The organism is Sediminibacterium sp. FW305-C-49 (genome assembly GCF_058231085.1).
In genome coordinates, this window is sequence record NZ_JBIQXS010000001.1 from 1,049,984 (window position 1) to 1,072,236 (window position 22,253).

The window sequence follows — 22,253 nt, forward strand, 5'->3', positions numbered from 1 at the left end:
TTGGGGTTCATTTCATGACAGTCATTTTACAACAAATGTTCACCGGTCAGTTCCTGAATAGTACGATTGGGAAAGATTTTCTGACTTTTATGAGTCCCGAAAATCTTTTAACGGGTGTGCAGATCATGGGTATCTGTATTTTACTGATTGTTATACTTGTGTATGCACAACTGCTTGCCAAAAAGCGAATGTATTTCTATACTGAACGTATCAGGAACAATATAGAAGTATGGATCAGCCATATTATCCTGGAAGAATCTGTGGAAGGAATAGAAATCCCCAAAAAGTTCTATCGGCTACTGGAGGATCCGAAAGCACGGCAGGTTGCCATTGATGAACTTACCAATTGTAAAAAGAATTTTTCCGGTATTGTTGCCGAAAACATTGTTGCCTTATACAACCAGCTTGGTCTCCGCGAAGATTCGCTCGCAAAAATGCGTAACAAACGAAAATGGTACCTGCAGGCCAGGGGTATACAGGAACTATACCTGATGGATCAGAAAAACCTGCTCACAAAAATTTACCGTGAAACCAACAGTAAAAATGACTTTGTTCGCTCTGAAGCACAGATCGCCATTATTTATATGACAGGCTTTAACGGGCTTCGTTTTCTTGATGTAATATCTTATCCACTCACCCTCTGGCAACAGATTAAACTACTGGAACAATTGAGGTTGTTTGGCAAGAAAGAAGATCTATCCGACCGTTTACCGAAATGGTTTCAGTCGAAGAATGATACTGTTGTTGTATTTGCGCTGCGGCTTGCAGCTGAATACCAACAATACGCGGTGAAGGATGCTATTATGAACTGTCTTGTTCATCCTTCAGATGCAGTTCGTACCAGAGCTATAAAAACACTGATCACTTTGGCCGATGAACAAACACCTTTTATATTGACGGGATATTTCTCCAAAGAAAATTTCGACAACCAGGTACATATACTAGACAACCTGGCAACCATGGCTTCAGATGAACAGGCTCCATTCCTCGAAAGACTACTAGATGCACCTGACAATATTATCAAACTGAAAGCAGCTATCGTATTAGCCAATAACTGTACAAACGGGTTAACCATACTCGAAAAAAGAGCAGCACAGGAACCCGAACCCTTCGAAAGGATTCTCAGGCATGTTAAAACTGTAAAATGAACTGGAACTTAGTGATTGATATCATCTTCGACATTCTCACCTACGGAATATTTATTTATTCCACCTTTCTCTTATTGTCTTATATCGCTATTGCCATATTCTCTATCGGCGAAACGCGTAAATATGTTCATAAAAACAGTTTTACCGATTACCGTATCCTCGCTTCTTCTGTTCATGCCCCTTCTGTAACCATTCTTGCGCCTGCTTATAATGAGGGCATGACCATTGTAGAAAATATCAGGTCATTATTATCGATCTATTATGTAAACCTCGAATTAATTGTGATCAACGACGGAAGTAAGGATGACTGTCTGCAAAAAATGATCACGGCTTATGACCTTGAGAAGATCGATTATTTTGTTGACTATAAAATAAAAACAAAAGAAGTAAGAGGTGTCTATAAAAGTCGCAATCCTATATTCCACAAACTACTGGTAGTTGATAAAGTAAACGGTGGCAAAGCAGATGCCCTCAATGTGGGTATCAACATTTCCTCCAATAAATACCTGGTTTGTATTGATGTGGATTGTATTCTGGAGCAGGATGCGCTCCTGAAAATGGTAAAACCTTTTCTCGAACAAACAGAAGAGAAAGTGATTGCTTCAGGTGGCGTAGTTCGTATTGCCAACTCCTGTATCATTGAAGACGGCAAGCTGGTAAAAGTAAAACTGGCCACCGATTATCTACCAAGAATGCAGATACTGGAATATATCCGCGCATTCATACTGGGCAGGATGGCCTGGAGCAGGCTGAATGGCCTAATGCTTATTTCGGGTGCTTTTGGCGCTTTTGATAAAGAGATTGCCATCAAGTGTGGAGGTTATGATCATTCAACTGTTGGGGAAGACATGGAACTCGTAGTGAGAATGCGAAGGTATATGGAAGAAAGGGGTGAGAAGTATCGTGTAACCTATATTCCCGACCCGCTTTGCTGGACAGAAGCGCCGAATTCTTTTAATATTCTTGGCCGGCAAAGAAACCGATGGACCAGAGGAACCATTGAAACATTGAAGTTTCATAAAAAAATGTTCTTCAACCCCAAGTATGGTTTGTTGGGTATGCTGAGCTATCCTTACTGGTTTTTCTTTGAAATGTGCGCACCTGTGATTGAGTTCTTTGGCTTTGTGTGCTTTTTTATTTTTGCAGCATTTGGTTTACTCGACTGGGGTTTCTTCTTTTCCTACCTGCTATTTATTGTATCCTTTGGTTATCTCTATTCGGCTTTTGCTATTTTAATGGAAGTTATTACCTACAACCAGTATAAGCGACGAACGGATATTCTTATACTCATGCTTACGGCTTTAACCGAGCCATTTTATTTTCATCCCTTTGTGGTATGGAGTGCCATTAAAGGCTATATCGATTATATCAGAAAGAAAAAAAGCTGGGGTGAAATGACGAGACAGGGTTTTGCACAAAAACCTGCAGAAATGGCGCCAGTACTGATCGATACTGCACCGGTTGTTATTGTACCAGAACCCGTTGTTGTACCAGAACCTGTAATCGAAGAAACAGCACCGGTACAAAAAGAATCTTTTTACAAAAGAAAGATTGCACCCCTTATTACAAAAGTACCGGATGTATTATTTGAATCGTTCCGGTACTATGTAGGGCACATGCTGGTGTTACTTTTATTATTGTTTGTGGCACGTGGTATAGAATTGGGTATTGATTATTTTGAACACGGCAAACCACAATACCTCGATAAAATTATTTTATATGGTCTGGCGAAAGATGTAGCATTTGCAACACTCATTACACTCTGGGGCTATATTCCATTTACCCTTTTATTTTTAATTGGTAAGAAGACTGCACATGTGAGTTTTATTGTTTTTGGAACATTGCTGACATTGATACAGATTGTTTTATCACAATACTTTGTAACCTCACTTGTACCACTCGGCGCAGATCTCTGGATTTACTCATGGACAGATATTCAGCAAACGGTAGGTGCTTCCGGTGGACTGAACATGATTAGTATTGCTTTACTTGTTGTTGCAGCCTGCTTATTTGTTTTTGCGCTTATTAAAATACCCCACCGCTTATTACCCAATGATGGACTGGTGGTGTTTTTTATATTGATGGTTGTAACGGGCGGCATCCGAGATCTTACTAAGGTGACTGGCAACATGATGCCGGGTCATGAATTCAGTAATAATCTTTCTTTGAACAAATCGTATTTCTTTTACAAAGCATCATATAACCATTTTTTTCCATCACCCGAAGAGGAAGATATTTACAGAGAAGATTTTTTTGCCAATGCTGTTTATGAAAACAAACTGATCGATAAAACCAACTATCCATTCTTACATAGGTCAGACAGTACAAAAAATGTACTGGCTCCTTTCTTTACTGCACCTGATTCTGTTCCACCCAATATTGTGATTGTGCTGGTAGAAGGTCTGGGTCGTGCTTTTACCAATGAAAATGCTTACCTGGGAAGTTTTACGCCTTTTCTTGATTCCTTATCCCTAAAGAGTTTGTACTGGGAGAATTTTTTAAGCACCAGCGGTAGAACTTTTAGCGTATTACCATCTATATTGGGCTCTTTACCTTTTGGCCCAACCGGATTTAATGAGTTGGGCGATGAAATGCCAAAACACATTTCTCTCGCGAGTCTGCTCAGTAGAAATGGTTATAAAACCTCTTTTTACTATGGTGGCGATGCCTCCTTCGATAATATGACCCAGTTTCTGAAAAAGTCTGGTATAGACCAGGTGTATGATGAGAAAACTTTCCCCCGTAGTGGATACCAGAAACTTCCCGCTTCCTCTTCCGGCTTTAGCTGGGGTTATGATGATGCCTCCCTGTTCAAATATGCGCTTACCAATAATGATACATCTGCACCTTCTTTAAAAGTCATACTCACTGTAGCTACCCACAGTCCATTCCTTATCAACAACGAAGCTGCATATATTAACCGCTTTGAACAAAGGATGAATGAACTGAAATTTTCACAGGAGCAGAAAAAGAATTACCGCAATTACAGTAAGCAGTATGCAAGTATTTTATATGCTGATCAAGCTATCCAGCAATTCATCAATGCATACAGACAAAGACCCGATTTTTCCAATACGGTTTTCCTGATTACCGGTGATCACCGTATGCCTGAAATTCCCATGAGTACCAAACTTGATCGGTATCATGTACCTTTTTTAATTTATTCCCCACTACTCAAACAGGCACAGAAGTTTTCGTCTGTTTCCAGTCATTTCGATATTGCACCTACTTTAGCTGCCTGGCTAAAATACAGTTATGGCATGCATATGCCCGATATGAATGCCTGGGTTGGAACAGGAATAGATACAGCAAAAAATTTCAGGAATATTCATGCTATTCCACTTAAGCAAACCAAACCTGAATTAATTGATTTTGTGCGTGGCGATTATATGTTAAATGCAGACAACGTATTTAAGATTATGCCGAATATGGACCTGGAGCCTGAAAATGCACCCGAGAAAAAGTTTTCGCTCAAATCTTCCTTCAACAGGTTTAAAAAGAAAAACCAGGATTTTATAATAAGTGGTCGGTTATTGCCTGATAGCCTGATTAAACAATATGGCAGGTACTAGTTAGTTTTGTTTATCATAGTAATCATTCAGGATAGTTGTAACCAATGGTCGATAAAGTTTCCAGAAAAAACTTTTTCTTTCCAATGGCTCTCCTCTGGTGTACATCATCCATTTGAAAAAACCTACCCCTTTAAAATAGGATGAAGTAAGTGATACAGGGTTATCACAGAAATCGGCCGAGAAATAAAAAAAGCGGTAATCATCGTCTACATGCGCAGTAATGGCCGGGAAACGGGAAGGAATATTATACTTTGCCAGTTCACGTGTCCCATCAGCATTTGCATCGATCACAAATTCTGATAACACTTCATTTGTTTTTTCATTTACACTGATGATATCAAACCAGAATGAATATTTTATTTTATCTGGCATGCCATAATGTTCTTTTCCTTCAGTAAAAGTGTAGATATAGGGCAACTCATTGTTTAAATGGGTTTGATTCTCCAGGATCACTACCTGGTCGTTGGCTGCATGAATAAAAGCAACTCCGCTGTTCTTGAATGGCCATTCATTGTTGTGTGTACGTTTATAATTTCGGATAAGCCATGCAGGTAATTCTTTGTTCACCGTTGTATCAAAGGATTCAAAATACCTGCCGATCCATCCCGACCAGGTAATATTAAACATCTGCTGGAACTGGTTCCGAATAGACGAATCGGTTGGCGACCCTATAGAATTGAACTCTGTAATGATCAGTTTCTTTTTTTCTTTCATTTTCTGCAGCAAATAAAGATCTTGCTTACTCATGCCTCCATATACAATGCCGGAGCGATCCTGTTCATTACCCACTTTAAACCACTCATTCTTGAAAACACCATAAGCATCTGTAATGTATGCTGCGTCGGCCCGGTTACTCAGGTCGTTGAGCTGGGCCGAGTCAAAACGTTCCAGTCCATTTAATTTGTATTTTTCATTGTCCAGCGGAAAGAATCCAAAATAATCGATATTGGGATCGTAGCGATCATTATTATTTTTGGTGAATTTTTCCTGGTTCAATACCCAATGCAGAGAGAGGTGTTCCTGTCCGGGATGCTCAATCACTGTTTTGTCTACAATCGCAATCAGTAGTTTCCGGTTGGGTGTAAAAAACCATACCAGCAGCATCCAGAAAGGAAACAGGAATATTGCAAGAGCCAGAAATCCTCTCCAGGATAATTTAACGCGGTTGGACTTTTGTCCTAGAATCTTCTGAGCCATGCAACACTGAATTGATATTGATTACCGATGGTTTTGGGCAGGTATTCCTGGTTGAACCAGCTTCCATCAATGGTAAATACATTAAATCGTGCTACTTTTTTTCTGAATACTATACCGGCCTTGTAGGAAATAAGTTTTGTATTGCCATTAAGCTGAATGGCATTAAACCTGTCATCTGGGGAAATACCGTAACCCACATTAAAGCCTATCATATCATCTGCACTCGCATAATAGTAACGTGCAGAAACATTGTAAGAAGATGAAACGGTACTGGTAAATGTACTCGGTGTAATATAAGTTCTTGCACCAAAGAGCCAGCTTTTATAGTACTTACCAATATAACCGGTATACACCCAGGTAGGATCACCCGAAAATTTCAGGTAACGTACTCCCAGTTCAGCTTCATAACTTTTGGGAAGGTTGGCATAGAGGGAGAAACCACCCCTCCACTGCGGAAACACACCTACCTGATCTGAGTATCCTAATCCTACATAACTATAAAATGTATTGGATATACGTGGATATGCTTCCAGCTCATACTGGTAACCATCTGTTTTAAAACGGTTGGCATAGGTAACCCTTCCCGTAATAGAACCAATACCAGTTGTACGGCCATAATCTACACTCACCAGATGCCATGGGTCAGCAAATTGTTTATCAAAAGTTACAAAGTCATAACTCACGCCAATTTTATTCTTGGTAGCATTTTCCCTGATACGGTTGGCCAGTGCACGTGCTTCTGTATTGTTCTTATTCAGTTTGACCAGTTCCTGAACAGTTTTATCTGCCTCCTGGAACCTGCGCATGATATTTAATGCTCTTGCTTTTCTCAAAAGCAACCCTTCCGATTTTGGATGATGGTTAAGCCCCTCTTCCGATACAGCCAATGATTTTTTATACTCATCGTTCCAGTATGTCATATCGGCATAGGCCATACAGGCATCTTCATAACCCGGTGTTTGTTTCAGTACTTCCTCGAAACAGATACGGGCACTGTCATAGTTTTTGGTCCAGGTATAAATCCTCCCGAGAAAAACACGCAGGTCGGCATAGTTTGGGCTTTTCGCGATGGCTTTGTAGAGGTAGGCTTTTGCTTTGGGATAATTGTCTTCATCAAATGCAGCTGTTTTTGCAGCCTGCAGTAAACCATCTGAACTCGAAGTATCAAGCTGAGCTGTTGCTGTAACAGCAGTAAACATCGTGAAGATAAAACAGCAGTATGTAAAGAGTGTTGGTAGGCGCATAACGTGCTTACTAAGTTATGTATGATCAGGATTTTCCCGAACGGGCCATCAGTCTTTTTACCCGGATAGATAATTCGTTCAGGCTAAAAGGTTTTGTAATATAATCATCGGCCCCCAGCTCAAACGCTTCCATTACTACTTTTTCCTGTTCCATAGCAGATAAAATAATAATAGGTATTTGTTTTTCCCTGTTCTTTTTTAATAGTGCTGTTATTTCCAGACCGGAAGCATAGGGCATCATAATATCAGATATCACCAGATCAGGAGCAAACTCTTCAATTTTAGCGATGGCTTCCCGTCCATCATGTGTTGTAATTACCTCATACCCTTCCTTCTTCAGCTTTAGCTCAATGGTTTTCAATAACATGGGTTCATCTTCTGCAACAAGAATTTTCATATTCAGTCTGGCTGTTATAGATATTGTATTTAAAAGTACGTGTTTTCTCTTATTGACCCATGATCTGATCCTTTTCCGCCAATAATTGCGTTTGCATCTGATCAAAAAGACGAGACACTTGTGTTATTTTATCCTGTATGGCATCCGTCTCTTTTCTTTCCCTGGCATCGGCTTCAATGCGGCCCAACAACTCAGAGATACTTGATGCCTGTAACATGGCCAATGCCCCCTTTAATTTATGGGCTAGTTTGTATATATCATCATATTGGTCTGTTGTACCCAGTGCCGATAGTTCTTTGATCTGGTTGGGTGTATTTTCAAGAAAGAGGTTCAATACATCCAGTAATGATTCTTTATCATCTAATCCTTCCAGGAGTGAAAGGTTATATAATTTTTCACCACTCATAGTAGTAATATTTTCGGTGATGGATTCTTTTTTGGTGGAAAGCAGTTTAACCAGTCTTTTATACAGATCGTTAAAATCAAAAGGCTTCAACATAAATTCATTCATACCCACCTGTTCTGCCCTTTCCTGGTCGCCCTTCAGGGCTGTGGCTGTCATAGCAATAATGGGCGTCTTCAATTGTAATACAGTTCGTATATATTCTGTTGCCTCATATCCATCCATTACTGGCATCTGTATATCCATGATAATAAGGTCATAATTCACTGTTTTATTTTCCAGTAAGTCAATGGCCATTCTTCCATTATTCGCAATATCTACAGCACCCCCTACTTTTTTCAATACATAAGAAACCAGCTTCTGGTTCACCTCATTGTCTTCCACTACTAAAAAATGTTTTCCTTTCAGCAACAATGATTCATCTGTTACCGTATCATTTGTTTCCTGTACCGGTACCTCATAAGAAAGGTTTATTGAAAAGACAGATCCTCCTCCGGGTATGTTTGATACCGAAATACTACCCTGCTGTAATTCTACCAAGCCTTTACAAATAGCCAATCCCAAACCAGCACCACCATAATTACGGGCAATATCTGGTCCGGCCTGTGTAAATGCATCAAAAATGATATCGGTTTTATCTTGAGGTATGCCGATTCCTGTATCTGAAACTGTAAATACAAAATTTGACTTGTTATCCTGCGGGTTTAACTGTTCTACTTTTATACGTACTTCACCTGCTACCGTAAACTTAATGGCATTACCCACTACATTTACCAAAACCTGATTCAACCTGTAAGGATCACCCAAAACTGTTTCGGGCACACCTGTTTCATAGTCTATCAGTAGTTGTAGTTCCTTTCTGGATACTTCGTGCTCAAACTGTGCTTTAACATTATTCAGTACTTCTCTGATACTGAATGCTGTTTTGTCGATGGTTAGTTTGCCAGCTTTAATCTTTGAATAATCAAGTATATCATTTACAATCACCAACAGGTTATTCACCGATCGTTTAATCATACCGGTAAACTCTTTTTGCTGGCTGTTGAGTTCTGTTTGCATCAGCAGGTTGGTCATACCCTGTATGCCATTCATCGGTGTGCGTATTTCATGACTCATATTGGCCAGAAACTGCTCCTGCATCTGTTTGGCTTCTTCTGCATTTTTCCTTGCTTCAATTAATTTTTGCTGATACAATACCCTGTCGGTAATATCCGTGGCTATCCCACCGATACCAAAAATTTTTCTTCTGTGATCAATCAAAGGAAACTTGATCACCAGTAAATTTTTTCTTCCTTCCGGACCATATACCCATTCTTCCGATTCAACGGGTTTGCGTGTGCTGGTGACTTCATCATCGAGTCGTTTATAATGATCGGCTGTTTCTTTTTCGCTGAAATCATAATCGGTTTTATTGATCACCATTTCATCCGTAACACCCATCACATCCTTGAATCTTCTGTTGATCATGATATACCGACCGTCGAGGTTTTTAATAAAGATGAGCGATGTGGTATTTTCCAGAATAGCTTCCAGTCGCAACTGGTTTTCATTTCTGCGCTGTTCCGATTCTTTAAGCTCCAGTTCTATTTTTTTCTTCTCAGTAATATCTTTAACCATACACTGATAGCCCAGTACATGATCATCTTTCATCAGCAATTGCGCCGTTTGCTCCACCCATTTTTGCTGACCGCTTTTGGTTCTGGTAATAAACTCAAGTGTGGTAGATGGAATTCTATGCTGAAACTGGTTGGTATAATGATTAAATACCTGTTGTAACCAGGAGGGGTGCAGCAAAAACGAAAAATCTTTGCCGATCAATTCGTCTACTGTATAACCTGTTAAATCTGCTACCTGGTTGTTGGCAAATGTGATGGTACCATTTTCGTCGGTGGTATACATTACCACGCTGGCGTTTTCAATGATGTGCCGGTATTTTTCATCGCTGTAACCAACACTTTCTTCTGCTTTTTTTCTAAGCCTTACATCCCTGTTTAATTGAATGATGAGAATAAATACCACAATAAAAGCAATTATACCACCAATCAATGATGTGTATCCGATACTCGAAGAACTTCGTTCATTTGCAGTAGCACGTGTAACCAGTAATTTTTCTCCGACAGCCGTCATGCCATCGAGTATTTTATAAATAGCCTGCGAATACTGTGTGCCCTCACCGCTGTATCCTACTCTTTCCCGGATGTCTTCGCTTGTCTCTTTACCTTGTAGTACACTTAACTGGAAGGAACTTTTATTGGCTATCAGATCCTTTACAGACTCCAGTTGATCAACCGAAAAAGCCGTATCTTTTTTGAAACGCTTTTCCAGTTGCCGGGTATACTGTTCCGATTCGGCCTGAATTTTCAGTATCTGTGTTTTCCAGGCAGTATCTTTTGAGAGAATAAAATTTCGTGTAGAAGACTCGGCCCTTGCCACAGATGATTTCAACTGTGCCACTTCTTTCAGGATAGAATAAGTATGGTTCAACCAATAGCTGGCCTGCGAAAGGTCTTTTTGTTGTTGGTATAACACCCCGCCAAGAAAAACCAGGGTAAGAACGGAGAAAAAGAATAACCAACGTACCCTGCCATACATTTTAGGTGCCTTGCTCTTTAGGGAAGTACTCATGCTTCAATCAGTTATGGGTAAAGACCGGGGTATTGTAAAGATAGGTTTTGCTACCCACTGTTGCATGGTTTTAAGCCCTTTTTCAGCTTAGCATCCTGCTGGCCCTTTCAAGGTCTTCAGGTGTATCAATTTCCACACCCATATAATCAGTTACCACCATTTTTATTGCAACACCATATTCGAGGTAGCGAAGGCATTCAATTTTTTCGGCTGCTTCCAGTGGCGTAACAGGCCAGTGGGTAAAATCGAGTAAAGGCTGTTTACGAAAAGCATAAACGCCGATATGCTCATAATAAGTTACCGGCACTTCTGTACTGCGTGGATAAGGCAATATACTTCTTGAAAACATCAATGCATTGTAGTTTCTGTCAACTGCTACTTTTACATAGTTGGGGTCTTCAATAAACTGTTTTTCTTTCAGCACCTGCATCAACGATGCTACCTGCACTTTTTTTCCTGCCTCGCCATTGAATACGGCTAATAATTGTTTCAGTGGCTCCGGTTTTACAAAGGGTTCATCTCCCTGCACATTTACCACAATGTCGATATCAAGATCAGCTACTGCTTCCGCAATACGGTCACTGCCACTTTCATGTGTTTTTTTACTCATGATGGCATTACCACCATGCGTAGTTATTTCCTGGAAAATAATATCACTATCGGTAACCACATATACATCATCAAACAAACCTGTTGATACCGTATTATCATAGGTATGTCTGATCACTGTTTTCGGACCCAGCATTTGCATGAGTTTTGCCGGAAAACGGGTGGCAGCATAACGTGCAGGAATAAAAGCCGCAATTTTCATGAACCAAATTTGAGCAAAGATGCGGTTTATGTAATCAATAAAAAACAGAGGAACGGAGAAATAAGGAATAAGGAATGAGAAAGTGAAGGTAAGAGAACACCCACTTTGGACATTCCTCTGTTTCTCTGTTCCTTATTTCTCTGTTTTAATAGTCTGTTTTCACCTTAGTATCGAAGGGTATCTTTAACTGGTAGGTTAAATTTTCATCGGTGCTATCATCGAGTACATCGAGTCCATAACGCAACTGCTCAACGGGGGTATAATTGAAAGTACCAAAGAGGCGATCCCAGATAGAAAAAATATTTCCATAATTGGAATCAGTTTGTGGTCTTACATAATGGTGATGTACTTTATGCATATCGGGCGAAACAATGACCCAACTGATGGCTTTATCGAGCCATAAGGGTAAACGGATATTGGCATGATTGAATTGCGACAGTACGGCACTCATACTCTGGTATAACATCACCAGCCACATAGGTGCTCCGCACAATACAACACCAATTGTTGTAAATACAGCCCTGAACACACTTTCACCGGGGTGATGCCGATTAGCCGTAGTAGTATCTACATGCGTATCGGCATGATGAACCATGTGAAACTTCCACATCCATTTAATTTTGTGTTCAATAAAATGAATAAACCAGGCACCAACGAGATCAAGTAACAGGAGACCAAGTAGCAAGAACAACCAGTCGTTTACATGGAGCCATTGCAACAAACCAAAGCCATTGGCCACTGCCCAGTCGCTCGATTGAACAATTAATACAGCAAAAGCAAAATTGATGACGATGGTGGTAATGGTAAAGAAGATATTGATGGATGCATGTTTCCATTTATTATAGTGAAAACCGAATAAGGGTATGGCACCTTCTATCAGCCAGAAAAAAGTAATTCCGCCGGCAAGTATCAGCGCCCGGTGTAAACTGGGAATGGTGCTGAAATATTGAATGATGTTTTCGATCATAACAGACAGGCAATTGTTGATTCAATGTACAAATTAATTGTGTAGGCTGGAAGTCGGGAAGACCGAAAGTCCGGAAGAGGGTTTGAATACTTCTAAGACCTCTGTGTAACTCCGTGCTTTACTCCTTTACCTCTGTGGTTAACCACGAAGTTGCACTGAGTAAGGCACGGAGTTACACGAAGGCGGTTTAGTAAATCTTTCGGACTTCCAGACTTGCTCCCCAATAAAAAACCCCGAACATCACTGCCGGGGCTTTTTTATAGGTAGGTATAGAAGCTTAGTTATTCAGCATCAAAGGCATTACCAGCATCAGCAGGTCTTCGCCTTCTGCCTGTTCGGTTGGTTTAATTAAACCGGCTTTGGTGGGTGTAGACAGCTCCATTTTTACATCTTCTGTATCAGCAGCACTCAGCATTTCAATCAGGAATTTTGCGTTGAAAGCTATCTGAAGGTCTTCACCATCATACTGGCAATTCATTCTTTCATTTCCTTCAAAACTGAAATCGATATCCTGTGCGGCCATCTGTAATTCACTGCCGGTAATGCTCAAAGCCACCTGATTGGTACTTTTATTACTGAATACGTTTACACGACGTAAAGCATTCTGAAAATCAGATTTGTTTACCACAAGCTTATAGGGATTGTCGGCCGGAATCACCACTTTATAATCCGGGAAACGGGCATCAATCAGTCTACAGATCATTTGTGTAGACCCGTGGTTTACAAAAAGATGGTTGCTGTTATAGCTTACGGTAATGGCATCATCATTATCGGGCAACGCATTTTTTAACAGGTTCAATGGTTTTTTGGGAACGATGAATGAATCTGTTTTAGATGCTTTTGCATCGGTACGCTTGTATTTTACGAGTCGGTGCGCATCGGTAGCCACAAACTGAACGCCGTCTTTAGACAGTTCAAAAAACACACCTGTCATGGCAGGTCTGAGGTCATCATTACTTACGGCAAACAGGGTTTTGTTGATAGCGGTCAATAAACCACTGCTGGTCATTTCAAAACCGGTGGTATCATCGGCAGCGGGTTCTTTGGGGAAGTTATCGGGGTTTTCCCCCATTACTTTATACTTACCATTATCGCTGGTGATTTCGATGGCAAAATTCTTATCAATATTAAACGTAAGTGGTTGATCTGCAATGTTTTTTAAAGAATCCATCAGTATTTTTGCCGGAATACAAACCTTTCCGTTTGCCTTACTTTCCACATCCATCTGAACACGCATGACGGTTTCGAGATCGGTGGCTACTACATTCAGTTTTTTGTCCTGTATTTCAAATAAAAAATCCTCCAGAATCGGTAACACCGTATTCGCATTAATCACACCGCTGATCTGCTGCAGGTGTTTTAAGAGAGAAGAGGAAGAAACAATAAATTTCATTCTACGGAATTTAGGTACGCAACAAACCTAAGGCAAAATGTTAACATTCCGTAACCAAAATTGCCTGTAGTGGCCGGGAAAAAAACAACAATGTGAATCAGTTGTGAATTGGATCAGGAAACAGGACGAATGCCTTCCAGCAATTCCTGGTAACGCATCCGGGTAATAGGCTTCACAATATAGTCTGTAACGGAGCCAAACTGGCGTGAGCGACGAATATCCGCATCATCTACAGAAGAACTTACCACATAGAGCGACATCGTTTTAGAAAAGCGGCTACAGAGTTTTTCATATTCTTCCAGGAACTCCCAGCCATTCATCACAGGCATATTGATGTCCAGAAAAATCACGTCGGGTAAATTCGCTTCATCCTTGCTATTTTCACCCGTGAAAAAAGCAAGTGCTTCACTACCGTCGTAGAAAGACTGGATAGATTTTGTCATACCAGTTGCTTCCAGCATTTTTTTGGCTGTGAACTGATAGATTTTATCATCATCAATCAAACAAACGGAGTGTTGAACAAGGCTCATGAAAACGGGTTCAGGTGTACGAACAAATATAACTAATAATATATCAAATTATTGTCTGCATGACACTTCGCAGTAAACTCAACCCTGAACAGGCCTGGCAAAAAATCAGGCACTATTGTGCCTACCAGGAACGCAGCCATTATGAAGTGAACGAAAAACTGTTTGGCTTTGGTCTACGCAAAACCGATGTTGATCTACTCATCAGCCGCTTAATTGAAGAAGATTACCTGAATGAAGCCCGTTTCGCCACACAATTTGCCGGTGGGCATTTCCGGTTAAAAAAGTGGGGCAGGGTAAAAATTGTTTATGAATTAAAGCAGAAAAGAATCAGTACAGCAAATATTAAATCTGCCTTAAAAGAAATTGATGAGGATGATTACAGGCATGTTTTGTTGAAACTGGCACAAAACAAATGGCGTATGTTAAAAAATGAACAGCACCTCAACCGCCGGGCAAAGACCACACAATACCTGCTGCAAAAAGGATATGAATCCTCCCTTATACAGGAAGCCATCGAACAAATTCGGCATTCGGTAAAAGAATAATTTTATCTTAGTTAAAGAAAGTTTACCCCTGATGAAGTTATTGTCAACGATTGTCTGCTGGCTGTTCGTGCATTATTGTTTTGCACAACAGGGCCAGGTGCTGCGCAGGGAATTTTCATTTACTTCAGATAACGATGCTTTTCTTTTACAGGTAAAAGACGCTTATTATACCAATGGTGTTTTTCTCAACTTCCGCATCGCCGATACTACCAGCCTGCGAAAAAAAATTCACAGTTTTGAAATCGGACAAAAAATATTCACACCGTCTTCCAGAAAAGCAGAAACAGGCAATGAAATTGACCGCCCCTATTGTGGTTATCTTTTTGCACGCTATATAGCATTGAACAGTTATAAAAATGATGCGCTGTTTCAATGGGGTGGCAGCTTAGGTGTGGTGGGTAATGCTTCGCTGGGTGAAGCACTCCAAAACAGTTACCATAAATTATTTGGTTTCAAACGTTTTGAAGGATGGAAATACCAGGTAAGAAATGATATAGGCCTCAATGCGCATGCTTCTTTTATACAAACACTGTTTAATTACCAGGACTTATTTAAAGTGGTTCCGATGGCGGAAGCAACACTGGGCACACATTTTACCCATGCAAGGGCAGGGGCCCTTCTTTGTATTGGTTCATATGAAAGCAACAAAAGTTCTGCGCTTTTTAATACCAGGGTGAGTTCGGGTTATGCTGCGCCCAAAAAGAAAATGGAACTATTTATGTATGTGTATCCATCGGTTATGGCACAGGCATACAATGCCACTGTACAAGGTGGTTTGCTACATAAAGGAAACGGGGCCATACTGGCCGATCCTGAAACATGGGTATTTGAACAACGCTGGGGTATTTGTTTTGCCAACAACCGGTTCAGCAGCCGTATTGAACTCATTCATCAATCGAAAGAAGCCAGCAGTCAGTTACAGGCACAAAACTATGGGTCCTTACAAATGAGCTTTCGTATGTTTTAGGTTAACTTGCAGTTATGTCGACGCTTCGTTTTTCTATTATTCAGTCATCACTTTTCTGGGAAGACAAAACAGCCAACCTCAACATGTTTGAGGAGAAGATCAACCGCATCACTGAAAAAACAGAGATCGTTGTGCTGCCCGAAATGTTCAGTACAGGATTCAGTATGCGTCCTGCACAACTCGCCGAAACCATGGATGGAGCTTCCATTCAGTGGATGAAACAGATGGCAGCCCAAAAGAAAATTGTTCTCACCGGTAGTTTGATCATACAGGATGGCGACAATTTTTACAACCGCTTAGTATGGGTATTACCGAATGGTGAACTAGGCTTTTACGATAAACGACACCGTTTTGCTTTTGCAGGTGAAGACGAGCATTATTCGGCGGGTAATAAACGCCTGATTGCACAGGTGAAGGGATGGAAGATTAACCTGCAGATCTGTTATGACCTGCGTTTCCCTGTATGGGCGCGTCAGCAGAGCAGCGCTGACGGACCTGAGTTTGATGCACTCATCTATGTAGCCAACTGGCCCGAGCGCAGGAGTCATGCCTGGAAAACCCTACTCACCGCACGCGCCATCGAAAACCAGGCATTTGTATTAGGTGTGAACAGGGTGGGTAATGATGGAAACAATATTTACCATAGCGGCAACAGCATGGTGATTGATCCATTGGGTGAAGCATTGTATCACAAAGAACATGAAGAAGATATTTTCACGATTACGCTTCAGAAAGAAACAGTGGATGACGTGAGAACAAAATTTCCTTTCTGGAAAGACGCGGACAATTTCTATATAGCACAAGACTAGGAGAGAGGGAGAAAACAGAAAAACAGAGAAATATCCAATATTGAATTTCGAAGTTGGACATTGGACATTTGATATTGGACATTATTGCCCTCTTTCTAAAAAGGTTTATGAGTTTGAGTATGTTTATACCGCTACTCTTTACCAGTGCATGTGGAAGGGCCTCATTGGGTTCGGTGTCGAGCGCAGCGATGACAGATCAGATTGTGCGCAGCAGATCTGATCAGAGGCCAATGCAGCCCGGACACAGGCACGAGGCCCAGCGGCCTGGAGCGAAAAATGAATTGAAGCAGGATTGATCAAAAAAATAAGAAAACTTTATGCGCGAGCGCAATACCTATTTCGCCAATCGTTTATTCACCGGTAGCCGCTGGCTGGAACAACAGGTTGTTGTTACAGAAAGAAGTGCCATTATAGATATTGTTCCGGCAAAAGTGATACATGAGCCCTATACGGCACAGTTTCCCATTATTGCACCTGCATTTATGGATATTCAGATTTATGGTGCTTACGACCGGTTGCTGTCAGTATATCCTGACCCTGCTTCGCTCGAATTGTTATACAATTATTGCAGGGAAGGTGGTGCCGCTTATTTTCAGCCTACGGTGGCCACCAATAGTTACGATGTGTTTAAAAAAGCCATTGATGCCGTAGCGGCGTATCAGAAAAGCGGAGGCAGGGGTTGTATCGGTTTGCATATTGAAGGCCCCTGGATCAATCCGGTAAAAAGAGGGGCGCATCTGGAAGAGTTTATTCATGTTCCTACGGTTGAGGAAGTAACCGCTTTACTTGAATATGGCAAAGGCATCATCAGCATGATTACCCTTGCACCTGAAACCTGTTCCACTGAAATCATCAACCTGATCCGCTCCTATGGTATTGTTATTTCTGCGGGTCATAGCAATGCCACTTACCAGCAGGGTATCGATGCTTTTAACAATGGTATTCCAACAGCCACACATTTGTTTAATGCCATGAGTGCCCTGCAACACCGTGAGCCCGGACTGGTAGGCGCCATCTTCGACCATGAAACAGTGATGTGCAGTATTGTACCCGATGGTTATCATGTAGATTTTGCGTCCATCCGTATTGCAAAAAAACAGCTGAATGAAAGACTATTCGCCATAACCGATGCTGTTACCACGACCACAGCCGGACCTTATCCGCACCAGCTCAATGGCGATAAATACGAATCGAATGGCACCCTCAGCGGCTCCGCACTTAATATGGCCGGCTGTGCCCGCAACCTCGTACAAAAAGCACATATTCCTTCTGATGAAGCATTGCGTATGTGCAGTTTATATCCGGCACAGGTAATGGGTCTTTCACATAGAACAGGAAGAATTGAGAAGGGGTATAATGTGGCGATGGTAGGACTTACTGAAACTTTAGAAGTGTTGAAGGTGGTGGATGAGTGAGGGGGAGAGCTAATAGTTAATAGACCATAAACCGTGGACTATCCCTCACATATTTCCTTCAACTTATTCAGCGCTTTCGGATAGTGTTCGTTCATATAGTCTACAAAATCTTCTGTTGTGTCCAGCTCAACCGTAACTACAGTAACGCCCTTGTTTTCATCAAACAAATAATTTTCCAACGCACCCGACCATTGTTCCACTTCAGGGCCTTCTGTTATTTCTTTACCGCCTGTTAAAATACCTTTATGCCGGATGGAGACAAACTGGTTGGGTATGTTCTCCGCTATTTCAGAAACCATGCCTCCTTTTTCGCCTTTCTCATCTGTTCCTACAAATAATATTTTGTCGCCTTTCTCCCAGCTTCCCTCATAGGTAGATGTGGGGTTAAACATGGCTGTCCACTGTTCATAGGTTGACTTATTGCTCATGCCAAGCATCAAATCATAAACTTTATGTACATGTGCATGAATGCTTATTTTGAATTGTAATTTTTTCATGCTGTTTTACTTTTTGTTATGGTGTTTATCTTGTGCGGCTTGTCCGAGGCAGGAGAAACCCTGCGCCCGCTTACACATAGGAAAGATAAAAATAAGCGATGAGAATGGGAAGCAATGGAGGGGAATACTAGTTTGTAGTCGATGGTCCATAGGCTATAACCCTATCATCTTCCTCACTTCCTTTATCTTAATATCATACCCTTCCCGAATGGCCTGCGATGAGGGTTTGATCATGGTATCGGGTATGATGCCGCGACCTTTGGGGCGGTCTTTGTCCATCACCAGCCGGTACATGGGTAAACTCACTACAATACCAGAATTGGGCAAAGTAATTTTAGGAATATGCATAGCTGAATTACCATAATAGCCACCGCCTGTTTCCTCTCCCAAAACCTTTACATTGGCCTGCCCCTGTAGCTGGGCAATAAACATGGTGGCGGCAGAAAAAGTATAACCGCCCTGTATTAAATATAATTTTCCGTTGAAATGGTTGTTTTCTTTGGGGTCATAATAATGCCGCTCATATCTTCTGTAATGTATCCTGCCATCTTTTTCTTTTCGTGCGCCAAAATTCATCGCCATCCAGTAAATCAGAGTTGGTTTAATATAACGGCCATACTCAAATTTCCGGCTGATGGCCGCTACCGTATCACCTACTTTAAAAGGCTTATCTGCCAAATACTGAGTGAGCCTGATACTGTTGCTTACATTGCCGCCACCATTCTCCCGTAGATCGATCACCAGATTTTGTATGGATAGTTTAGAGAGTGTTTTAAATGATCTCCTGAAAAAACTTTTTAATCTGCCACCAGTAAATGTGGTGAGCCTGATAAATGCAGTACTTGCTGCGGTATCAATTACCATGCTTCTTTTATTGAGCAGGTTGAGTTGTCGTATTTCTCTTCTTGTTAACCTTAGTCCCCTTGTTTCTTGTACCCTTTGTCTGCTTGTATCTACAATAGGTCTGTATGCTTTCACCGTGGTTTCTTTTTCTACACCGGTTGAATCAATATAACGAATGGTATAGATGGAATCGGCATCACCTAAAATGGTTTTATACCAACCGGGGAAATTACCACTGATGATCTGGCTTTTATGATTTACCCCATAACCATCGGTGCTGATATACTGGTACATGGTATCGAGCAACTGCACGGGTGTTCGCTGGTTGATAGCTGTTACGATGGTGCCTCTTTTAAAAATACTGTCGTTGCGGTAAGCGCTTCCCAATACCACCAGACTATCATCCCAGGCTTTAAGCGCAAGCGGAAACTGCGGGTATCGATACATGGCCGCTACCTTTCCATAGGCTTTTGAAAAACGAACGGTGGTATGTCCGCATTTGATGTGTGCAATCAGTTTCGATAATCTGTTTTTGTAGTCGTTCTCATTCAATGAATCGGTAATACCCGCCATGGTTTCACGGAAATAATAATCCATGCTGTCTTTCGATGTATACCAATACAGACTGGGGTGATTGGCTTCCAGTATTTTTTTCAGCAACACGATATCTTTTACCAGTGGTGCCGGAGCCATTTTGGGTAAGGGTGGCGGAAGACGCTGGGCATCAGTTTGTTTCAACAAACCTGTCGTTAATACAAGAATGGATACAATGATGCGGGCTGTCTTCATAAGTGTTATTGCTGAAAAGCATTCCAGCCCTGTGCAGTAATATTAAAACTGTTGCCTCCTTTGGTAAGTAATTTACAACCTTCTTCCAGTTCGGTCATATAACCTATTACACTGATCTCTTCGTTCAGTGTAATTTTATCATGATCCTCCTGTTTCAGCGTAAAAATCAGTTCATAATCTTCTCCGCCATTCAGCGCACAAACAGTTGGGTCGAGACCGAATTTAAAAGCGGCTTTCCTGCTGTCATCTGCAATCGGCAATTTCTCTTCATAAATACGACAGCCCAGGTTGCTTTGTTTACAGAGGTGTAACACATCACTGCTGATACCATCGCTCACATCCATCATGGCGGTGGGTATGATTTTGTTGGTTTCAAAAAATGCAATGATATCTTTTCTCGCTTCCGGTTTTAATAACCTGCCTACGATATAACTTTCATTCTCCAGATCGGGTTGTACCTGTGGATTTTCTAAATAAATTTTCTTCTCTCTTTCCATTAAAGTCAAGCCCAGGAAAGCTCCACCGAGGTCGCCGCTTACACAAATCAGATCGCCTTTTGAAGCCGTGCTTCTTTTCACGAACTGGTCAGGTGTTACTTCACCAATGGCAGTTACAGATATAATCAGTCCTTTCTGAGAAGTAGAAGTATCGCCACCAATTAAATCAACCCCATGTTTTTCGCAGGCAATATGAATACCGTCATATAATTCGTTTATGGCTTCCACACTAAAGCGGTTACTCATGCCAATGCTCACCGTAATTTGCGTGGGTGTGGCATTCATGGCATAGATATCGCTCAGGTTTACCATCACCGCTTTATACCCGAGGTGTTTGAGCGGTGTGTACATGAGATCGAAATGAATACCCTCCAGTAAGAGGTCCGTTGAAATAACGGTTTGTTTACCAAAATGATCTATTACCGCTGCATCATCGCCCACGCCAAGTATGGTAGAAGCATTATGTGTTTCAAAATTGCGTGTGAGATGATCGATTAAACCAAACTCACCAAGGTTTTGTATTTCTGTTCTTGTTTCACTCATAATTAATATTGAATAATGAATATCCAATGTCCAATTTCGAAATTCCCCGAGGGGATTCTTTGGACAATATTGGATATTTCTCTGTTCTACTGTTCCAAAAATTTCTTACCACATTTTTTCAAAGGTCGGGAGCAATAATAAATATCGAATAACCAATGTCGAAAGTCCAACTTCGAAATTCATTAGTCAATATTCTATATTCTTCATTCCCCAACCGGAGCGCCATTTACAATTGCCACCAGTTCATCGTGTATTTTTCCATTGGTAGCAATGATGTGTGGCTGGTAGGGAGAATAGGTATCGCCATTAAAATCTGTTACTTTACCACCTGCTTCTTCCACCATTAAAAATCCGGCTGCGCTATCCCAGGCCTGCAATTTGTGTTCATAGAAACCGTCGAAACGACCGGCAGCTACCCAGCAGAGATCAATCGCAGCACTACCCAGTCTTCTTACCGGTACACCTTTTCTGATGAGTTTTTCAAATACCTGTAATGGACCATTCGCCATATCGAGATAGGTATAAGGAAACCCTGTTACCAGGCAGCTTTTGATGACTTCTGTTTTATCACTTACCTGAATTTTCTTATCGTTCAGTGTAGCACCAAAACCTTTTTGCGCAAAGAAAAATTCGTTGATAAAAGGATTGTATACCGCTCCCAATATCATCTGTCCGTCCTGTTCAATACCAATGCTTACACAGCAGATGGGAATACCATTGGCAAAATTTACCGTTCCGTCAATCGGGTCAATGATCCATTTATAAGAAGAGTCCTGTACAATTTCTCCTGTTTCTTCACTTAATATAAAATGATCGGGGAAGTCTTGTCTGATGACCTCAAAAATGGCTTTCTCGGCCGCATGATCGGCTTCGGTTACCAGGTTATTGATACCTTCTTTATTGCTGATCTTGAACTGACCATTAAAAAACCGCTGTAATTCCGCAGCGCCGGCTTCGGTTGCTTTGATGAGTGTTTGCTTCAACATAGGCACAAAAGTAACGAACCTGTGGTTAAGACCAAGGAGCAAGGTTCAGGATACATGGGTCGGTAAAGCTGCTTA

At 41.2% G+C, this 22,253-nt stretch carries 18 protein-coding genes; 6 read left to right on the top strand and 12 right to left on the bottom strand.

The annotated features are described in order from the left end of the window. The first annotated feature begins 14 nt into the window (after positions 1 to 14). Positions 15 to 1,148, top strand: coding sequence for a HEAT repeat domain-containing protein (locus tag ACH3Z1_RS04375; RefSeq protein WP_490820637.1), 1,134 nt, complete (start codon positions 15 to 17; stop codon positions 1,146 to 1,148). Beyond that, positions 1,145 to 4,720 carry a sulfatase-like hydrolase/transferase gene (locus ACH3Z1_RS04380; RefSeq protein ID WP_490820638.1) on the top strand — a complete coding sequence of 1,192 codons (3,576 nt, stop codon included), beginning with the start codon at positions 1,145 to 1,147 and terminating at the stop codon, positions 4,718 to 4,720. The genes ACH3Z1_RS04375 and ACH3Z1_RS04380 overlap by 4 nt, the downstream gene beginning before the upstream one ends. Here the strand turns inward: ACH3Z1_RS04380 and ACH3Z1_RS04385 are convergent, their stop codons facing one another. The 8 genes from ACH3Z1_RS04385 to ACH3Z1_RS04420 all read right to left on the bottom strand — a co-directional run bounded on the left by ACH3Z1_RS04385 (position 4,721) and on the right by ACH3Z1_RS04420 (position 14,287). Next, complete coding sequence (locus ACH3Z1_RS04385; RefSeq protein WP_490820639.1) at positions 4,721 to 5,917, bottom strand: hypothetical protein; 1,197 nt, start codon at positions 5,915 to 5,917, stop codon at positions 4,721 to 4,723. Continuing rightward, the gene (locus ACH3Z1_RS04390) at positions 5,899 to 7,161 is read right to left on the bottom strand and encodes a YaiO family outer membrane beta-barrel protein (RefSeq protein WP_490820640.1); all 1,263 of its coding nucleotides are present in this window, start codon (positions 7,159 to 7,161) and stop codon (positions 5,899 to 5,901) included. Before ACH3Z1_RS04390 ends, ACH3Z1_RS04385 begins: the two co-directional genes overlap by 19 nt. A 25-nt stretch (positions 7,162 to 7,186) precedes the next feature. Then, the gene (locus ACH3Z1_RS04395; protein WP_490820641.1) at positions 7,187 to 7,558 is read right to left on the bottom strand and encodes a response regulator transcription factor; all 372 of its coding nucleotides are present in this window, start codon (positions 7,556 to 7,558) and stop codon (positions 7,187 to 7,189) included. Between the two features lie 49 nt (positions 7,559 to 7,607). Next, positions 7,608 to 10,586, bottom strand: a complete 2,979-nt coding sequence (locus ACH3Z1_RS04400) for a PAS domain S-box protein (protein WP_490820642.1) — start codon at positions 10,584 to 10,586, stop codon at positions 7,608 to 7,610. An 82-nt stretch (positions 10,587 to 10,668) separates the two neighbouring features. Next, positions 10,669 to 11,397, bottom strand: a complete 729-nt coding sequence (gene kdsB / locus ACH3Z1_RS04405; RefSeq protein WP_490820643.1) for a 3-deoxy-manno-octulosonate cytidylyltransferase — start codon at positions 11,395 to 11,397, stop codon at positions 10,669 to 10,671. A gap of 145 nt (positions 11,398 to 11,542) precedes the next feature. Continuing rightward, the gene (locus ACH3Z1_RS04410) at positions 11,543 to 12,364 is read right to left on the bottom strand and encodes a sterol desaturase family protein (protein ID WP_490820644.1); all 822 of its coding nucleotides are present in this window, start codon (positions 12,362 to 12,364) and stop codon (positions 11,543 to 11,545) included. Positions 12,365 to 12,641: 277 nt separating this feature from the next. Beyond that, on the bottom strand, positions 12,642 to 13,757 hold the full coding sequence (gene dnaN, locus ACH3Z1_RS04415; protein ID WP_490820645.1) for a DNA polymerase III subunit beta: 1,116 nt from the start codon (positions 13,755 to 13,757) through the stop codon (positions 12,642 to 12,644). A 113-nt stretch (positions 13,758 to 13,870) separates the two neighbouring features. Beyond that, complete coding sequence (locus ACH3Z1_RS04420) at positions 13,871 to 14,287, bottom strand: response regulator (protein WP_490820646.1); 417 nt, start codon at positions 14,285 to 14,287, stop codon at positions 13,871 to 13,873. Between the two features lie 59 nt (positions 14,288 to 14,346). On the opposite strand from ACH3Z1_RS04420, the gene ACH3Z1_RS04425 reads away from it, so the two are divergent. The 4 genes from ACH3Z1_RS04425 to nagA all read left to right on the top strand — a co-directional run bounded on the left by ACH3Z1_RS04425 (position 14,347) and on the right by nagA (position 18,023). Continuing rightward, a complete protein-coding gene (locus ACH3Z1_RS04425) occupies positions 14,347 to 14,832 on the top strand; it encodes a regulatory protein RecX (protein ID WP_490820647.1) in 486 nt (161 codons plus the stop codon). Positions 14,833 to 14,863: 31 nt separating this feature from the next. Beyond that, positions 14,864 to 15,799 (top strand): lipid A deacylase LpxR family protein, encoded by a 936-nt coding sequence (locus tag ACH3Z1_RS04430; RefSeq protein ID WP_490820648.1) that lies wholly within the window; start codon positions 14,864 to 14,866, stop codon positions 15,797 to 15,799. A gap of 14 nt (positions 15,800 to 15,813) precedes the next feature. After that, positions 15,814 to 16,608, top strand: coding sequence for an amidohydrolase (locus ACH3Z1_RS04435; RefSeq protein WP_490820649.1), 795 nt, complete (start codon positions 15,814 to 15,816; stop codon positions 16,606 to 16,608). A 317-nt stretch (positions 16,609 to 16,925) separates the two neighbouring features. Next, positions 16,926 to 18,023, top strand: coding sequence for an N-acetylglucosamine-6-phosphate deacetylase (nagA, locus tag ACH3Z1_RS04440; RefSeq protein ID WP_490820650.1), 1,098 nt, complete (start codon positions 16,926 to 16,928; stop codon positions 18,021 to 18,023). A 38-nt stretch (positions 18,024 to 18,061) separates the two neighbouring features. Here the strand turns inward: nagA and ACH3Z1_RS04445 are convergent, their stop codons facing one another. The 4 genes from ACH3Z1_RS04445 to ACH3Z1_RS04460 all read right to left on the bottom strand — a co-directional run bounded on the left by ACH3Z1_RS04445 (position 18,062) and on the right by ACH3Z1_RS04460 (position 22,178). Beyond that, positions 18,062 to 18,520: an SRPBCC domain-containing protein gene (locus ACH3Z1_RS04445; RefSeq protein WP_490820651.1), complete on the bottom strand. Its 459-nt coding sequence runs from the start codon at positions 18,518 to 18,520 to the stop codon at positions 18,062 to 18,064. A gap of 153 nt (positions 18,521 to 18,673) precedes the next feature. Continuing rightward, on the bottom strand, positions 18,674 to 20,152 hold the full coding sequence (locus ACH3Z1_RS04450) for a S41 family peptidase (protein ID WP_490820652.1): 1,479 nt from the start codon (positions 20,150 to 20,152) through the stop codon (positions 18,674 to 18,676). Between the two features lie 5 nt (positions 20,153 to 20,157). Beyond that, complete coding sequence (thiL, locus tag ACH3Z1_RS04455) at positions 20,158 to 21,192, bottom strand: thiamine-phosphate kinase (protein ID WP_490820653.1); 1,035 nt, start codon at positions 21,190 to 21,192, stop codon at positions 20,158 to 20,160. 203 nt (positions 21,193 to 21,395) lie between these two features. Continuing rightward, positions 21,396 to 22,178, bottom strand: coding sequence for an inositol monophosphatase family protein (locus ACH3Z1_RS04460; protein ID WP_490820654.1), 783 nt, complete (start codon positions 22,176 to 22,178; stop codon positions 21,396 to 21,398). Positions 22,179 to 22,253: the final 75 nt, after the last annotated feature.

Coding starts and splice junctions, on each gene's coding strand:
- ACH3Z1_RS04375 (WP_490820637.1), top strand. CDS start 15: ATGACAGTCATTTTACAACAAATGTTCACCGGTCAGTTCCTGAATAGT.
- ACH3Z1_RS04380 (WP_490820638.1), top strand. CDS start 1,145: ATGAACTGGAACTTAGTGATTGATATCATCTTCGACATTCTCACCTAC.
- ACH3Z1_RS04385 (WP_490820639.1), bottom strand. CDS start 5,917: ATGGCTCAGAAGATTCTAGGACAAAAGTCCAACCGCGTTAAATTATCC.
- ACH3Z1_RS04390 (WP_490820640.1), bottom strand. CDS start 7,161: ATGCGCCTACCAACACTCTTTACATACTGCTGTTTTATCTTCACGATG.
- ACH3Z1_RS04395 (WP_490820641.1), bottom strand. CDS start 7,558: ATGAAAATTCTTGTTGCAGAAGATGAACCCATGTTATTGAAAACCATT.
- ACH3Z1_RS04400 (WP_490820642.1), bottom strand. CDS start 10,586: ATGAGTACTTCCCTAAAGAGCAAGGCACCTAAAATGTATGGCAGGGTA.
- kdsB (WP_490820643.1), bottom strand. CDS start 11,397: ATGAAAATTGCGGCTTTTATTCCTGCACGTTATGCTGCCACCCGTTTT.
- ACH3Z1_RS04410 (WP_490820644.1), bottom strand. CDS start 12,364: ATGATCGAAAACATCATTCAATATTTCAGCACCATTCCCAGTTTACAC.
- dnaN (WP_490820645.1), bottom strand. CDS start 13,757: ATGAAATTTATTGTTTCTTCCTCTTCTCTCTTAAAACACCTGCAGCAG.
- ACH3Z1_RS04420 (WP_490820646.1), bottom strand. CDS start 14,287: ATGAGCCTTGTTCAACACTCCGTTTGTTTGATTGATGATGATAAAATC.
- ACH3Z1_RS04425 (WP_490820647.1), top strand. CDS start 14,347: ATGACACTTCGCAGTAAACTCAACCCTGAACAGGCCTGGCAAAAAATC.
- ACH3Z1_RS04430 (WP_490820648.1), top strand. CDS start 14,864: ATGAAGTTATTGTCAACGATTGTCTGCTGGCTGTTCGTGCATTATTGT.
- ACH3Z1_RS04435 (WP_490820649.1), top strand. CDS start 15,814: ATGTCGACGCTTCGTTTTTCTATTATTCAGTCATCACTTTTCTGGGAA.
- nagA (WP_490820650.1), top strand. CDS start 16,926: ATGCGCGAGCGCAATACCTATTTCGCCAATCGTTTATTCACCGGTAGC.
- ACH3Z1_RS04445 (WP_490820651.1), bottom strand. CDS start 18,520: ATGAAAAAATTACAATTCAAAATAAGCATTCATGCACATGTACATAAA.
- ACH3Z1_RS04450 (WP_490820652.1), bottom strand. CDS start 20,152: ATGAAGACAGCCCGCATCATTGTATCCATTCTTGTATTAACGACAGGT.
- thiL (WP_490820653.1), bottom strand. CDS start 21,192: ATGAGTGAAACAAGAACAGAAATACAAAACCTTGGTGAGTTTGGTTTA.
- ACH3Z1_RS04460 (WP_490820654.1), bottom strand. CDS start 22,178: ATGTTGAAGCAAACACTCATCAAAGCAACCGAAGCCGGCGCTGCGGAA.